At 71.1% G+C, this 14,835-nt stretch carries 11 protein-coding genes; 8 read left to right on the plus strand and 3 right to left on the minus strand.

The features are described from left to right. Positions 1 to 127: 127 nt before the first annotated feature. The 5 genes from R4Z63_RS24540 to R4Z63_RS24560 all read left to right on the plus strand — a co-directional run bounded on the left by R4Z63_RS24540 (position 128) and on the right by R4Z63_RS24560 (position 7,622). The gene (locus R4Z63_RS24540; RefSeq protein WP_384448313.1) at positions 128 to 3,019 is read left to right on the plus strand and encodes a vitamin B12-dependent ribonucleotide reductase; all 2,892 of its coding nucleotides are present in this window, start codon (positions 128 to 130) and stop codon (positions 3,017 to 3,019) included. Positions 3,020 to 3,408: 389 nt separating this feature from the next. Next, positions 3,409 to 4,014, plus strand: a complete 606-nt coding sequence (locus tag R4Z63_RS24545; protein WP_063838155.1) for a YdbC family protein — start codon at positions 3,409 to 3,411, stop codon at positions 4,012 to 4,014. 72 nt (positions 4,015 to 4,086) lie between these two features. Then, a complete protein-coding gene (locus R4Z63_RS24550; protein ID WP_384448316.1) occupies positions 4,087 to 4,746 on the plus strand; it encodes a histidine phosphatase family protein in 660 nt (219 codons plus the stop codon). A gap of 11 nt (positions 4,747 to 4,757) precedes the next feature. Next, entirely contained in the window at positions 4,758 to 5,672 is a 915-nt protein-coding gene (locus R4Z63_RS24555; RefSeq protein ID WP_037929783.1) for an ADP-ribosylglycohydrolase family protein, read from the plus strand. 237 nt (positions 5,673 to 5,909) lie between these two features. Continuing rightward, on the plus strand, positions 5,910 to 7,622 hold the full coding sequence (locus R4Z63_RS24560; RefSeq protein ID WP_384448319.1) for a DUF4153 domain-containing protein: 1,713 nt from the start codon (positions 5,910 to 5,912) through the stop codon (positions 7,620 to 7,622). Between the two features lie 87 nt (positions 7,623 to 7,709). Here the strand turns inward: R4Z63_RS24560 and R4Z63_RS24565 are convergent, their stop codons facing one another. Continuing rightward, positions 7,710 to 9,263, minus strand: a complete 1,554-nt coding sequence (locus R4Z63_RS24565) for an MFS transporter (protein WP_384448322.1) — start codon at positions 9,261 to 9,263, stop codon at positions 7,710 to 7,712. A 145-nt stretch (positions 9,264 to 9,408) separates the two neighbouring features. On the opposite strand from R4Z63_RS24565, the gene R4Z63_RS24570 reads away from it, so the two are divergent. The 3 genes from R4Z63_RS24570 to R4Z63_RS24580 all read left to right on the plus strand — a co-directional run bounded on the left by R4Z63_RS24570 (position 9,409) and on the right by R4Z63_RS24580 (position 11,527). Further along, on the plus strand, positions 9,409 to 10,011 hold the full coding sequence (locus R4Z63_RS24570) for a TetR/AcrR family transcriptional regulator (RefSeq protein WP_384448325.1): 603 nt from the start codon (positions 9,409 to 9,411) through the stop codon (positions 10,009 to 10,011). Positions 10,012 to 10,127: 116 nt separating this feature from the next. Continuing rightward, the gene (gene rnhB, locus R4Z63_RS24575) at positions 10,128 to 10,838 is read left to right on the plus strand and encodes a ribonuclease HII (RefSeq protein WP_037929774.1); all 711 of its coding nucleotides are present in this window, start codon (positions 10,128 to 10,130) and stop codon (positions 10,836 to 10,838) included. A gap of 59 nt (positions 10,839 to 10,897) precedes the next feature. Further along, positions 10,898 to 11,527, plus strand: a complete 630-nt coding sequence (locus R4Z63_RS24580) for a hypothetical protein (protein ID WP_384448328.1) — start codon at positions 10,898 to 10,900, stop codon at positions 11,525 to 11,527. A gap of 207 nt (positions 11,528 to 11,734) precedes the next feature. On the opposite strand, the gene R4Z63_RS24585 is transcribed toward R4Z63_RS24580, so the two are convergent. Together R4Z63_RS24585 and R4Z63_RS24590 are read right to left on the minus strand one after the other, a co-directional pair. After that, positions 11,735 to 12,364, minus strand: coding sequence for a hypothetical protein (locus R4Z63_RS24585; protein WP_384448331.1), 630 nt, complete (start codon positions 12,362 to 12,364; stop codon positions 11,735 to 11,737). A 215-nt stretch (positions 12,365 to 12,579) separates the two neighbouring features. Next, on the minus strand, positions 12,580 to 14,739 hold the full coding sequence (locus R4Z63_RS24590) for a RecQ family ATP-dependent DNA helicase (protein WP_384448334.1): 2,160 nt from the start codon (positions 14,737 to 14,739) through the stop codon (positions 12,580 to 12,582). Positions 14,740 to 14,835: the final 96 nt, after the last annotated feature.

Genomic DNA, 14,835 nt, shown 5'->3' on the forward strand with positions numbered 1-14,835 from the left:
GGTGCTCGTACACCGGGTCGCGGCCGGTCGGCCGTGCCAAGAGACGTAGACACACAGACACAGCATTGTGCCGCGGAATATCGCTGGCACTTTAGGGCGTTTTTGCCCGCATATGGGAGGCAGCGGCATGACAGAGACGGCGAGCAGCTCGGCACGTGGTTCCCGCGCCAAGGGAACCAAGGCTGCTAAGGGCGGCCTGCGTATCGAGCGCATCCACACCACCCCGGGCGTGCACCCTTACGACGAGGTGAACTGGGAGCGCCGTGACGTCGTCATGACCAACTGGCGCGACGGCTCGGTCAACTTCGAGCAGCGCGGCGTCGAGTTCCCCGACTTCTGGTCGGTGAACGCGGTCAACATCGTCACCAGCAAGTACTTCCGCGGCGCGGTGGGCACCCCGCAGCGCGAAACCGGTCTGAAGCAGCTGATCGACCGGATCGTGAAGACGTACACGAAGGCCGGCGAGGACCACGGCTACTTCTCGTCGCCCGCCGACGTGGAGATCTTCGAGCACGAGCTGACCTACGCCCTGCTGCACCAGATCTTCAGCTTCAACTCCCCGGTGTGGTTCAACGTCGGAACACCTCAGCCCCAGCAGGTCTCCGCCTGCTTCATCCTGGCCGTCGACGACTCCATGGAGTCGATCCTCGACTGGTACAAGGAAGAGGGCATGATCTTCAAGGGCGGCTCGGGCGCCGGCCTGAACCTCTCCCGCATCCGCTCCTCCAAGGAGCTCCTCTCTTCCGGCGGCAACGCCTCCGGCCCGGTCTCCTTCATGCGCGGCGCCGACGCGTCCGCGGGAACGATCAAGTCGGGCGGCGCCACTCGCCGCGCGGCCAAGATGGTCGTCCTGGACGTGGACCACCCGGACGTCGAGGCCTTCATCGAGACCAAGGTGAAGGAGGAGGAGAAGATCCGCGCCCTGCGCGACGCTGGCTTCGACATGGACCTGGGCGGCGACGACATCACGTCCGTCCAGTACCAGAACGCCAACAACTCCGTCCGTGTGAACGACGAGTTCATGACGGCCGTCGAGAACGGCACCGAGTTCGGCCTGCGGGCCCGTATGACCGGTGAGGTCATCGAAAAGGTCGACGCCAAGGCGCTCTTCCGCAAGCTCGCCGAGGCCGCATGGGCCTGCGCCGACCCGGGCATCCAGTACGACGGTGTGATCAACAACTGGCACACCTGCCCCGAGTCCGGCCGGATCACCGCGTCCAACCCCTGCAGCGAGTACATGCACCTGGACAACACGTCCTGCAACCTCGCCTCCCTCAACCTGATGAAGTTCCTTAACGACGACGGCAAGGGCAACCAGTCCTTCGACGCCGAGCGCTTCGCCAGGGTCGTCGAGCTCGTCATCACCGCGATGGACATCTCCATCTGCTTCGCGGACTTCCCGACGCAGAAGATCGGCGAGAACACCCGCGCCTTCCGCCAGCTGGGCATCGGCTACGCCAACCTCGGCGCCCTGCTGATGGCCACCGGCCACGCGTACGACTCGAACGGCGGCCGCACCCTGGCCGCGTCGATCACCTCGCTGATGACCGGCACCGCCTACAAGCGCTCCGCCGAGCTGGCCGCCATCGTCGGCCCGTACGACGGCTACGCCCGCAACGCCGAGGCGCACAAGCGCGTCATGAAGCAGCACGCCGACGCCAACGCCGTCGCGCCGCGCACCGAGGACCTGGACAACTCGATCTGGGCCGCGGCCACCGAGGCCTGGCAGGACGTCCTGCGCCTCGGCGAGAAGAACGGCTTCCGCAACTCCCAGGCCTCCGTCCTCGCGCCGACCGGCACCATCGGCCTCGCGATGTCCTGCGACACCACCGGTGTCGAGCCGGACCTGGCCCTGGTCAAGTTCAAGAAGCTCGTCGGCGGCGGCTCGATGCAGATCGTCAACGGCACCGTCCCGCAGGCCCTGCGCCGCCTGGGCTACCAGGAGGAGCAGATCGAGGCGATCGTCGCCCACATCGCCGAGCACGGCAACGTCGTCGACGCCCCGGGCCTGAAGACCGAGCACTACGAGGTCTTCGACTGCGCGATGGGCGAGCGGGCCATCTCCCCGATGGGCCACGTCCGCATGATGGCCGCGATCCAGCCCTGGATCTCCGGCGCGATCTCGAAGACGGTCAACATGCCGGAGTCGGCGACCGTCGAGGAGATCGAGGAGATCTACTTCGAGGCGTGGAAGCTCGGCGTCAAGGCGCTCGCGATCTACCGCGACAACTGCAAGGTCGGCCAGCCCCTCTCCGCCAAGAAGAAGGAAGAGGAGAAGGAGGAGGTCACCGCCAAGACGGAGGAGACCATCCGCGCCGCCGTCGAGAAGGTCATCGAGTACCGTCCCGTCCGCAAGCGCCTCCCCAAGGGCCGCCCCGGCATCACCACCTCCTTCACGGTCGGCGGCGCCGAGGGCTACATGACCGCGAACTCCTACCCGGACGACGGCCTGGGCGAGGTCTTCCTGAAGATGTCCAAGCAGGGCTCGACCCTCGCGGGCATGATGGACGCCTTCTCGATCGCCGTCTCCGTCGGCCTCCAGTACGGCGTGCCGCTGGAGACCTACGTCTCGAAGTTCACCAACATGCGCTTCGAGCCGGCCGGCATGACGGACGACCCGGACGTGCGGATGGCGCAGTCGATCGTCGACTACATCTTCCGTCGTCTGGCACTGGACTTCCTGCCCTTCGAAACCCGCTCCGCGCTCGGCATCCACACGGCCGACGAGCGCCAGCGCCACCTGGAGACGGGCTCCTACGAGCCGCTCGAGGAGGAGCTGGACACTGAGTCGCTGGCCCAGTCGGCCCCGCTCGCCGCTGTGCCCTCGGCCCCGAAGCCCGCCCCCGTCGCCGTCCCGGCCCCGGAGCGCAAGGCCGCCCACAGCAGCGCCGAACTGGTCGAGATGCAGCTCGGTGTCTCGGCGGACGCCCCGCTCTGCTTCTCCTGCGGTACGAAGATGCAGCGGGCCGGCTCCTGCTACATCTGCGAGGGCTGCGGCTCCACCAGCGGCTGCAGCTGACACCGGGCGCGGCGGCGCGCAGGCGGCGCCGGACGTAGTCCGCGCCCGTAGCCGCCCGCGGTCCACGAAGGGGGCCGGCCATCGGCCGGTCCCCTTCGCACGTCGGCCGTGTGCGCTCCCCTCCGGCTGGGGCCCGGCTTCCGGAGGATCCCGCGGCGGCGGGGGAACCCCGGCCGGACGTCCCCGCGTTGCCCGCAGTGCACCAGGTGGCGACCCGCCCACGGCCGTGCCTGCTGCGCGACCCGACCCCGCGCAGCCGTCCCGTGGAGCACACCGTGCTCGACCAGGAGTTCGGATGTCGAGCGTCTGGTCGGGGATGCGGAGGAACTGTCGGGGATGTACTTCGCCGGGGACTGACCGAGGCCGGGCCCGGCCCGTACGATGGCGCAGTGCTGGTCAAGTGGATTCGCTGCACGGTGACGGACCGACGCGGGTTCGAGCGGGGGCAGCGAAAATGGGCGGGGCTGCCGGGCGAGCCGGGATTCCGGGGGCAGGGCGGCGGCTGGAGCAGGGGCCGGCAGGGGGTGGCGCATGTCTTCGCGTTCTGGGAGAGCCGTTCCTTCTACGACTCCTTTATGGCGCGCTCGCACGACAGGCTGGCCGCCGCGCAGCACGGCACCTACACCGATCTGCGGGTCACCCTCTTCGACCACCGCTTCGACGTGAAGACCGGCTTCGAGCCGCGCTTCACCGATGCCGACGTTGTCCGGGTGGCGCACACCCGGGTCCGCGAGGGCCGGGTCGACCACTTCGCCCTCATGCAGGAGAAGGTGTGGAATCCGGCCATGGCGGGTTCGCCCGGCATGGTCCGAGGCCTCTTCGGTGAGGCTCCCGGCCGGGAGTTCCTCGTGCTCTCCATGTGGCACGCCGCTGCCGAACACGGAAAGTACCGGCAGGAGCGGGTGGAGCGGCTGTCCCTGCGTGCCCAGATCCAGGCCGATGTCGAAGCCCTCACCGGTGATGTCGTCGACCTCGAGCCGTCCTGGACGGTGTGACCGTATGACGAGCGCCGGGCCGACCGGCGTGCCCGGTCGGACGGCCCGGCCGTGGCCGAATAGGGTCATGGGATGGTTCGACCACGGCGCATCGTCCTTGTCCGGCACGGGGAATCGGAGGGGAACGCCGACGATACGGTGTACGAGAGGGAACCCGACCACGCCCTGAGGCTCACCCGTATGGGCCGTGAGCAGGCCGCGGCGGCCGGCGTCCGGCTGCGCGAGATCTTCGGTGACGAGACCATCAGCGCGTACGTCTCCCCCTACCGGCGGACCCTGCAGACCTTCCGGGAACTCGGGCTCGACCCCACACGGGTCCGGGTGCGGGAGGAGCCGAGGCTGCGCGAGCAGGACTGGGGCAACTGGCAGGACCGGGAGGACGTACGGCTCCAGAAGGCGTACCGGGACGCGTACGGGCACTTCTTCTACCGCTTCGCGCAGGGCGAGTCGGGTGCGGACGTGTACGACCGGGTCGGGTCCTTCCTGGAGAGCCTCTACCGCAGCTTCGAGGCCCCCGACCATCCCCAAAACGTGCTGCTGGTGACGCACGGGCTGACGATGCGGCTGTTTTGCATGCGCTGGTTCCACTGGTCGGTGGCCGAATTCGAGGCCCTGTCCAATCCGGGGAACGGCGATTTCCGGATGCTCCTGCTGGGGCCCGACGGCCGGTACCGGATGGACCGCCCGTTTGAGCGGTGGACCACACCGGAGCCTTATGACCTGGACGGCTAGAGTGACCCGCGATGACGCCTGACTCCACTCCCGAACGGCGCTACGCACGCGCCATGGCCAGCCTCCGCGGGCTGGCGCTGGGTGACGCCCTCGGCTCCCAGTACTTCGTCCCCGTGAACTACCCGCTGCTCAAGCGGCGCGAGCTGCCCTCCGGCACGGAGACGTGGCAGTGGACCGACGACACCGAGATGGCCTGCTCGGTGGTGGCCGTGCTGGCCGCGCACGGGCGGGTCGACCAGGACGCGCTCGCGAGTTCCTTCGCGCACCACCACGACTTCGACCGCGGCTACGGGCCGGCGGTGAACCGGATGCTTCGGCTGGTGAGGGAGGGCGAGGACTGGCGCACGCTGGCCGCCGAACTGTTCAACGGGCAGGGTTCGTGGGGGAACGGCGCCGCCATGCGGATCGCTCCGTTGGGCGCCTGGTACGCCGACGACCCGGAGCAGGCGACCCATCAGGCGGAGATCTCCGCCTACACGACGCATCAGCACCGTGAGGCCGTGTGCGGGGCGATGGCCGTCGCCGCGGCGGCCGCGCTGGCCGCCGGTACGGATGCCCCGCCGAAGGCTGCCGATCTGCTCGACGGGGTGATCGCCCTCGTGCCGCGCAGCGCGGTCGGTGCCGGGCTGCGGCGCGCCCGGGACATGCTGGACTACGGCGACGCGACCACCGTCGCCGCCGTGCTGGGCTGCGGACGGCGGACCAGTGCCCACGACACCGTGCCCTTCGCCCTGTGGTCGGCGGCGCGGGCGCTGGACGACTACGAGCGGGCCTTCTGGACCACTGCGCAGGTGGGCGGGGACGTCGACACGACCTGCGCGATCGTGGGCGGGGTGCTGGGTGCGCGCGGGGACGCGGTGCTGCCGGCCGACTGGCTGGCGCGCACCGAAGTGCTGCCGGCCTGGCTGCCGCAGACGGCGGCGTAGCCGCTCGGATACGCGCTCGTGTCGGGCCGCTCACGGCGGGCGGCTCACGGCGGGTGGCCTCTGCCGGGCGGTAGGTGGCCGCGGGCTTCCGGGCAGGGGTGACGGCCTCCTTCTGATTGTCACGGTCCTGCCACAGCATACTTTTGATCCTGTTCAAAACTGCTGGCGGGCTGCCTACCCTGTCGACACCGCCGCCCCGACCTGAACGCCCGGGCGGCCGACCGGGGAGGGGACCCGATGTCAGAGAACACCGGCGGGGCTGACGAAGCTCGGCCCGAGGCGGCGGCCAACGCGGAGCTCCCGAAAGGGGATTCGCCCGCGCAGCCGGCTCCGGAGGGCAATCCGCCCGCCGGCCCGGCCGGGTCCCGGCCGGGCGCACCCGCCGTCCTGCCGGGCTGGCAGCCGCACCGGCACCAGCAGCAGCCGCGGCCCTGGGGGCCGCCGCCCCCGAATCCGCCCGCGAAGTCGTCCTGGGCCACGGTGGTGCGCCCCGCCGAAGCCGCCCCCATCCGGACCGCGACCTTGGCCTGCGTCCTCGTCGGCGGCCTCGCCGCCGCGATCCTCCTGGGCGACGGCATGGGCCCCGGTCTGCTGCTCGCGGTGGTGCCCGCCGCCGTTGCCGCATACACCGCCGCCCGGGTGGCCGGTCGTAGGGCCCGGCCCTGGACGCTGGCCTGGGTGATCGGCTGTCTCGCGCTCCTGGCGGTACCCGCGCTGCGCGATTCCGCCTGGCCGTCCACGCTCGCGATCCTGGCCGCCCTGCTGCTGGGTGCACTCGCCCTGCACGGCAGCCGCACCTGGCCCGGGGTCTTCCTCAGCCCGCTCGGCTTCGCCGACTCCACCGTGTCCGGCATCGCCTGGGTCGCGAAGGGGCTGCGCTCGCGCGGAGGGATCGGCAAGGACCGCTGGCTGCCGGTCGCCAAGGCGGCCGCCGTGGCCGTGGCCCTGCTCGTGCTCTTCGGTGCCCTGTTCGCCTCCGCCGACGCGGCCTTCGCCGATCTCCTGGGCGGCCTGATACCCGACGTGTCGGTCGAGGACGGGCCCATCCGGCTCATGCTCTTCGTCCTCGGCGCGGTGACCGCGATCGCGGCTGCCCGTACCGCGGCAGCCCCGCTGCGCTGGGACCGGATCAGGGTGGCCCCCGGCAGGCCGCGTTCCCGGGTCGAGTGGGCTCTTCCGCTCGTCGTGCTCAACCTGCTCTTCGCCGGGTTCAACGCGGTCCAGCTGGCCGTGCTCTTCGGCGGCTACGACCAGGTCCTGGAGAGCACCGGCCTCACCTACGCGGAATACGCCCGCCAGGGATTCTGGCAGTTGCTCTGGGCCACCCTGCTCACCCTCGCGGTGATCGCCCTCGCCCTGCGCTGGGCCCCGCGCTCCGGGGCAGGCGACCGGCGCACGGTCCGGGTCGTCCTCGGAATCCTGTGCGCGCTGACCCTCGTCGTGGTCGCGGCCGCGCTGCGCCGCATGGACCTCTACGTGGACGCCTACGGGCTGACCAGGCTGCGCGTCTCGGTGGCTGCGATGGAGCTTTGGCTCGGGCTGGTCATCGTGCTGATCATGGCGGCCGGGCTGTTCGGTGCGCGCTGGCTGCCCCGCGCGGTCGCGGCCGGCGCCGCCGCGGCGGTCATGGTCTTCGGCCTGCTGTCCCCGGATGGAATGGTCGCCGAGCGGAACGTGGCCCGCTTCGAGACGGACCAGAAGATCGACCTGGCCTACTTCCAGTCCCTGTCCGCGGATGCCGTCCCCGCCCTGGACCGGCTGCCCGAGCCCCGTCGGTCCTGCGCCCTGCGCGGGATCAACGACGACCTGTCCAGGGCCGGCGACGTGCCCTGGTACGCGATGAGCCTGGGGGAGTACCGGGCCCGGCAGATCCTGCGCGAGCGTCCGGTGACCGCTTCGTACGAGGTCTGCTCGCGCCTGGGCGCCTTCGGCAGCCGGGTCGAGCACTAGGCGGTCACGGGGCGAGTAGCAGGACTCCCGCCGATCGGGTCGGGCTCGGGGAGCTCCCCGAGCCCGACCCGCGTGGGCGAGGAACATTCAGGCCGCCGGACCGGCCTTCGCGGCGGTCCCGGCCAGGGCCTCCAGGTCGCTCTTGCGCACCCGGATCACCAGCAGGGCGGTGGCCAGGGCCAGGCCGGCCATCGCCACGGCGGCCATGAACGAGGTGGAGATCCCCTGGGCGAGGACGAGGTCCCCCCAGGGGTCGGGCAGCCGCCCGGTCTCCCGGAAGGCGGCCGCGGCCTGGGAATCCGCCTGGGACAGGAAGGCGGGGACCTGCTTCGAGGCCTCCTCGCGGCTGGCCGTGCCGAAGACGGTGACGAGGATGGACAGGCCGAGCGAGCCGCCGACCTGCTGGCTCGCGTTCAACAGTCCGGAGGCCGCGCCGGCCTCCTTCGGCTCCACCCCGGAGACGGCGGTGAGGGTCAGCGTCACGAAGTTCAGGCCCATGCCGAAGCCGAACAGGAGCATCGGCCCCAGCACGCCGGAGAGGTACGAGCTGTCGGTCCTCAGGAGGGTCAGCCATGCCAGCCCGGTGCCGGTGAGCGCGGATCCGATGACCATGAAGGGCTTGGGCCCGAAGCGCGGCAGGAAGCGCTGGGAAAGGCCGGCGGCGGTGACGATGGCGATCGTGACGGGCAGGAAGCCCAGTCCCGACCGGATCGGTGAGAAGCCCAGCACGTTTTGCACGAACTGGACGATGAAGAAGAACATGCCGAACATTGCCGCGGCGAGGCCGAGCATGATCACGTAGGTTCCGGTGCGGTTGCGGTCGGCGAACATGCGCAGCGGGATGATCGGCTCACGGGCCCGAGACTCGATGACGACGAAGAGGGTCAGCAGGACCAGGGCGGCGGCGAACGACCCGAGGGTGAGCGGGTCGCGCCAGCCCTCCTCCGAGGCGCGGATGAAGCCGTAGACGAGCGAGGCCATGCCGATGGTCGAGGTGAGGGCTCCGGCGATGTCGAACCGGCCGGGGTGGCGCTCGGACTCGCTGATGTAGAGCGGGGTGAGCACGGCGATCAGAAGGCCGATCGGCACGTTGACGAAGAGCACCCAGCGCCAGTCGAGCCACTCGGTCAGCATGCCGCCTGCCAGCAGGCCGATCGCGCCACCGCCTGCGGAAACGGCGGCGAACACGCCGAACGCCCGGTTCCGCTCGGGGCCTTCGGGGAAGGTCGTCGTGATCAGGGCGAGCGAGGTCGGGGAGGCAATCGCCCCGCCGACGCCCTGGAGGGCCCGGGCGGCGAGCAGCTGCCACGGTTCCTGGGCGAAGCCACCGAGGAGCGAGGCCAGGGTGAAGAGCAGGATTCCGGCCAGGAACACCCTGCGCCGGCCCAGGATGTCGCCGGCCCGGCCGCCGAGCAGGAGCAGCCCGCCGAACGTGAGAGTGTAGGCGCTGAGCACCCAGGACAGGCCGGTGGTGCTGAAGTCGAGCGCGGTCTGGATGTGCGGGAGCGCGATGTTCACGATGGTCGCGTCGAGGACGACCATGAGCTGGCAAGCGGCGATGACGGTGAGCGCCACGCCGGGGCGTCCCTCCCGGCGTGCCGCCCCCGGTATCCGGGGCGCGGCGAGTTGAGAGCTTGTCACTGAGGATCCCCCCCCAAAGTGAAATAGTGAACGCTGTCGTTCACTACGGGGTCCACGGTAGGAGCCCAGCCTTAGTGAACGCAAGCGTTCACTAAGGCTGGAAATCTATGCGGCGTCGGTGCTCGGGCCGGTCGGAGGTGGAGAGATGGTGGGTTCGCGCTGGTCATCGGCGTCGCCGGGGCGCAGGAGGGGCCCCGAACTTGAACGGGCGATTCTCGACGCGGCGTTGGAGCAACTGAGTACGGTCGGCTGGAACGCGTTGACCATGGAGGGTGTCGCGGCCGGCGCGCAGACCGGGAAGGCTGCGCTCTACCGGCGCTGGCCCTCGAAGGTGGACCTCGTGGCCGACGCGCTGCGCACCGGCCTGCCTGGGATCGGTGAGATTCCCGACTCGGGATCGATCCGTGAGGACCTCTATCTGCTGTGTGTCCGTACGAGGGAGGTCATGTACTCCCGGGCCGGGCAGGCCCTCTGGTCGGTACTTCACGAATGCGATCACGCGACGGCGGAGCGGTTTCATGGGGTCATCTGGTCCGGGTTGCAGGAACCTGCCCAGCGCCTGATCAGGGAGCTTGTGCTGCGTGGGATCGTGCGGGGGGACGTGCGACCGGACGCTACGGGTCCGTTCGTCGTGGACGTCATTCCGGCGATGCTGATGTATCGGGCCAAGGTGTGCGGAAGCGAATGGGGGGACGTCGACCTCGCCGAACTGATCGACGAGGTGATGGTGCCGCTACTCAGGGTCTGAGACGGGGAGGGGTGGCGGAGGGGAACGGTCCGGTGGGGTCCGAGGTCGGTCGCATGTCGCTCCGACCGGGGCGGGGGTGTGCAGCAGGCCCGGGGCGGCGTACCCTTGCTGGCGCCATGCCGTACGAAGCACCCACCCACACCGTCGAGCGCTCCCTCCGTGCAACCACCGGCGCCAAGGTCATCGCCGGGGTCGACGAAGTCGGACGAGGGGCCTGGGCCGGTCCCGTCACCGTGTGCGCGGCGATCACGGGCCTGCGTCGGCCGCCCGCCGGACTCACGGACTCCAAACTGCTCACCCCCAAGCGGCGCGATGCCCTGCTGGACGTCCTGGAGGCCTGGGTCACCGCGTACGCGCTCGGGCACGCCACACCCGAGGAGATCGACGAACTGGGCATGACGGCCGCCCTGCGGCTCGCGGCGCAGCGTGCGCTGGGAGCCCTACCGGTGCGGCCCGACGCGGTGATACTCGACGGCAAGCACGACTATCTCGGCCCGCCCTGGCGGGTTCGGACGGTGATCAAGGGCGACCAGTCCTGTATCGCCGTCGCCGCGGCATCGGTCATCGCCAAGGTCCGCCGCGACCGCATGATGGCCGAAATCGGTGAACAGGGCGGTGGAATCGAAGACTTCGCTTTCGCCGCCAACGCCGGATACCCCTCGCCCGTGCACCGGGCGGTCCTGGAGGAGCGGGGGCCCACCCCCTACCACCGGCTCTCGTGGTCGTACCTCGACGCGCTGCCCAGATGGCGCCACCTGAAGAAGGTGCGCCGCAGCGAAGACTCGATGGAGCTGGAAAACGGAGGCCAACTCGGCTTCGATTTCTGATCGCACACACGTGCCACCGGCCGGTACGTTTCGTACTGGCGTTTGAAGGACGTCAACTCATGCCTCTCACCCCCGCCATCGAGGAGCCTCAGATTCACGAGAGTGCCCAGGGTCCCCGCGTCACGCCGGCCGCGAGCCGCAACGCGCAGACCCCCCGCCCCGTACCTGGTCCGCGTCCCGCCGCCCCGCGGCCCGGCCGCCCCGGTCCCGCCCGGCCCGCACCCCCCGCGCAGCGTGCGGCGCAGGCCACCCCCGGACCCGTTCCCGCAGCCCCCACCGCACCGTCCGTCTCTGCGGCGGTGCCGCAGATCCAGCTGATCCCGGCGTCCGCCGATGGTGCGCTGGACGCGGCCGAAGAAGCCGTGGACCTGCTGCTCGACACCGGGCGCGCGCCCGGCGACATCCTGGTGCTCACCACCGGCGACCCGCACCCGTGGGCCGCTCACGAGCTGTCTTTCGGCGAGCCCGCCTACTGGGCCCTGCACGATGCCGGGGACGACGTCTTCTACGCGGACGCGGCCCAGGTCAAGCGTGCCGCCGGTCGTCCCGTCGTGGTCTTCGCGGCCAACGGCGGTCCGGTTGACACCGTGGCGGGTTCCCTGCCGGTCGCTCTCACCCGGGCGGGTGCGCTGCTGATCGTGTGCGGTGACCCGCAGCAGATCAACTCCGTTCTGGGTGCGGGCGTCTGACGCCCTGTACCCCGGCATGGGCGAGGGGCGGGGCGGGCGTTGAGCCGGCCCCGCTGAAGCCCCGGCCGGGGTCCGTGGCGTGGCCGCGTGGGCGGCCGGGGCCTGATCCGCCGTACGTCCGTTCCGCGTGTACGGCCGTGAGGCCCGCCCACGAGCGGGCTCCGCACCGTGAACCGGAGACGGGCGGGCCCGGCGACGGGTATGACCTCAGCGCGCGGCGGTCCGGCGCAGGGCCTCGACCGCACCGCCACCGGTGTGCAGGGCGAGCGGAGCGAACTCGGCCACGGTGTCGCCGAGCCGCTGCGGCCGCGAGTCCGAGCTGGGTCGCCGGCCACCGCGCCCTTCGCCCAGCACCTGCCAGCCGTCGCGGGTGAGCGTGATGTACGCGCCGCAGCGCAGCCCGTGCAGGGTGCAGGCGTCCCGCAGGCCCCACATCCAGGCCCCGTCCTCAGGGGTCCACCGCTCGTCGCCCTCGCGGCAGTAGAGGAGCACGGCCGTCCGTACCGGGGTCCGCCGACGCAGGTCGTGCGGGAGCACCCGGCGCAGCCGGGACAGCAGGGCGTTGCGGTACTCCCAGCCGTCGGCCGACACCGAGCGCTGTATGAAGGAAGCGCTCGCCACGAGCTGTTCCTCCGGGCCCAGGACGGCGATCACCGCGGTCGAGGGAACCGGACTGTGCCGGGAGTGCAGGCCGCTGACGACGTCGCGCGGATTGCGCAACAGGGGAATGCCCGCCGACATCCACTCGGACGGTTCCAGCAGTCTGCCGTGCCGGCTCGCGCCGCCGGTGGCTGTTGCCAGGGACGAAGTCGAAGGCGGCGTGAATCCGAAGGTCACGTTCCTCCCTTCGGGTACACGCCCGCGGACGGGCACGGCTGGAGTCAGGGCGCGCCGCAGCGCGGCCCAGGAGGGTGCCGAGGAGCCGAGCGGGAGCACTCCAATTCTCGCGTGGCTTCCGAGCATGCGGCAACGAGCAATTGACGACGCCGACCGGAATTCGCCGGTATGCCGTTCATATCCTTGCCCCGCCACGCCGAGGAAGACGCACGGGGTCACCCCTGGAGCGCCAGCACCAGCGGGAACACCTCCTTTGCGCCTGCGCGTCGCAGGAGCCGGGCCCCCACCGCGAGAGTCCATCCGCTCTCCGCGCGGTCGTCCACGAGGAGCACCGGGCCGGGGGTCTGCGCCAGCGCCGCCGCCAGCTCCTGCGGGACCGTCAGGGCCTGGTGGAGGCCGCGGACCCGCTGGGCGCTGTTGGAGGACGCCGGCCCGGACTCGGGGACCTGGTCGGTGTAGGCGACCGCGCCGAGCAAGGGCATTCGGCCGACTTCGGCGATCCGCGCTGCCAGCGAGCCGACCAGCTGGGGGCGGCTGCGCGAGGGCAGCGAGACCACGCCCGCCGGACGCGCTGGTGCGTCGGGGGCGCCGGAGGCCCACCCCCCGGGGCCGCGCGCCCAGTCGGCGAGCACCGCGACCACGGCTTGTGCGACATCGTCCGGAACGGGCTGGTCGGGAGCCTGCGGGGCCAGCATCGGGCGCAGCCTGTTGCCCCAGCCGATGTCGGACAGACGGCCCAGGGCTCGGCCCGTCGAGGCCTGTTCCCCGGCGGGGATGCGTCCCTTGAGGTCGACACCGACGGCGGCGAGCCCGGTGGGCCACATCTTGCGCGGCTCCAACTCCACACCGGGGCGGCCCAGCTCGCCGCGTGCGGTGTCGAGCGCGGCTGTCGACACCTCGGCCGCGAACCGGGCGCCGGCGCAGTTGTCACAGCGGCCGCAGGGCCCGGCCTCGTCGTCATCGAGCTGCCGGCGCAGGAACTCCATCCGGCACCCCGTGGTCGCCGCGTAGTCACGCATGGCCTGCTGCTCGGCCGCCCGCTGACGCGCCACCCAGGCGTAGCGCTCGGCGTCGTAGGACCACGGTTCCCCCGTCGAGGTCCAGCCGCCCTTGACCCGGTGCACGGCGCCGTCGACGTCGAGGACCTTGAGCATGGTCTCCAGCCGGGTGCGGCGCAGGTCGACCAGCGGTTCCAGGGCGGGCAGCGACAGGGGGCGCCCGGCCTGGGCCAGCACGTCGAGGGTGCGGCGGACCTGCTCCTCTGGCGGAAAGGCGACCGACGCGAAGTACTGCCAGATCGCCTCGTCCTCCCGGCCGGGCAGCAGCAGCACCTCCGCGTGCTCCACTCCGCGGCCCGCACGTCCCACCTGCTGGTAGTAGGCGATCGGCGAGGACGGTGACCCCAGGTGCACTACGAAGCCCAGGTCCGGCTTGTCGAAGCCCATCCCCAGGGCCGAGGTGGCCACCAGTGCCTTGACCCGGTTCGCCTGCAGGTCGTCCTCGGCCTGCTGGCGGTCCGCGTTCTCCGTCTTGCCGGTGTACGAGGCCACCGTGTGCCCGCGGTGGCGCAGGTACGCCGTGACCTCCTCGGCCGCCGCGACCGTCAGCGTGTAGACGATCCCGGACCCGGGCAGCTCGCCGAGGTGGTCCGCGAGCCAGGCGAGCCGGTGCGCCGCGTCGGGCAGGGACAGGACCGCCAGGCTGAGACTCTCGCGTTCCAGCGGGCCGCGCAGCACCAGGGCGTCCGTCCCGGCTCCGGTGCCGAGCTGCTCGGCGACGTCGGCGGTCACACGGGCGTTGGCCGTGGCGGTCGTGGCAAGCACCGGTACGCCGGGCGGGAGGTCGGCCAGCATGGTGCGCAGCCGGCGATAGTCGGGGCGGAAGTCGTGTCCCCAGTCGGAGATGCAGTGCGCCTCGTCCACCACGAGCAGACCGGTGGCCGCCGAGAGCTTGGGCAGGACCTGGTCGCGGAAGTCCGGGTTGTTGAGCCGCTCCGGGCTGACCAGCAGGACGTCGACCTCGCCCGCCGCAACCTCGGCCTGGATCCCCTCCCACTCCTCGGGGTTGGCGGAGTTGATGGTGCGGGCGCGAATCCCGGCCCGGGCCGCGGCCTCGACCTGATTGCGCATCAGCGCGAGGAGGGGGGAGACGATCACGGTCGGGCCGGAGCCCGCCGCCCGCAGCAGCGAGGTCGCGACGAAGTACACGGCGGACTTGCCCCAGCCCGTGCGCTGAACCACGAGCGCACGCCGTTTGTGCGCGACGAGGGCCTCGATCGCGAGCCACTGGTCCTCGCGCAGCCGGGCCGTGCCCGTGGGGTCACCCACGAGGCGGGCGAGTACGGAGTCAGCCGATGACCTCAGGTCTGCGTTCATGCCTCCATGCAACCCGATGTGTCTGACATCGCGCCAATGCCGCCCCATCCCGGTGGAAGTTGAACCGTCAACACTTATCCACAGGGCTTTCGGTAT

It is taken from the genome of Streptomyces sp. PL-29 (assembly GCF_058344425.1).

Coding starts and splice junctions, on each gene's coding strand:
- R4Z63_RS24590 (WP_384448334.1), bottom strand. CDS start 14,739: ATGAACGCAGACCTGAGGTCATCGGCTGACTCCGTACTCGCCCGCCTC.
- R4Z63_RS24570 (WP_384448325.1), top strand. CDS start 9,409: ATGGTGGGTTCGCGCTGGTCATCGGCGTCGCCGGGGCGCAGGAGGGGC.
- R4Z63_RS24580 (WP_384448328.1), top strand. CDS start 10,898: ATGCCTCTCACCCCCGCCATCGAGGAGCCTCAGATTCACGAGAGTGCC.
- R4Z63_RS24555 (WP_037929783.1), top strand. CDS start 4,758: ATGACGCCTGACTCCACTCCCGAACGGCGCTACGCACGCGCCATGGCC.
- R4Z63_RS24560 (WP_384448319.1), top strand. CDS start 5,910: ATGTCAGAGAACACCGGCGGGGCTGACGAAGCTCGGCCCGAGGCGGCG.
- R4Z63_RS24550 (WP_384448316.1), top strand. CDS start 4,087: ATGGTTCGACCACGGCGCATCGTCCTTGTCCGGCACGGGGAATCGGAG.
- rnhB (WP_037929774.1), top strand. CDS start 10,128: ATGCCGTACGAAGCACCCACCCACACCGTCGAGCGCTCCCTCCGTGCA.
- R4Z63_RS24540 (WP_384448313.1), top strand. CDS start 128: ATGACAGAGACGGCGAGCAGCTCGGCACGTGGTTCCCGCGCCAAGGGA.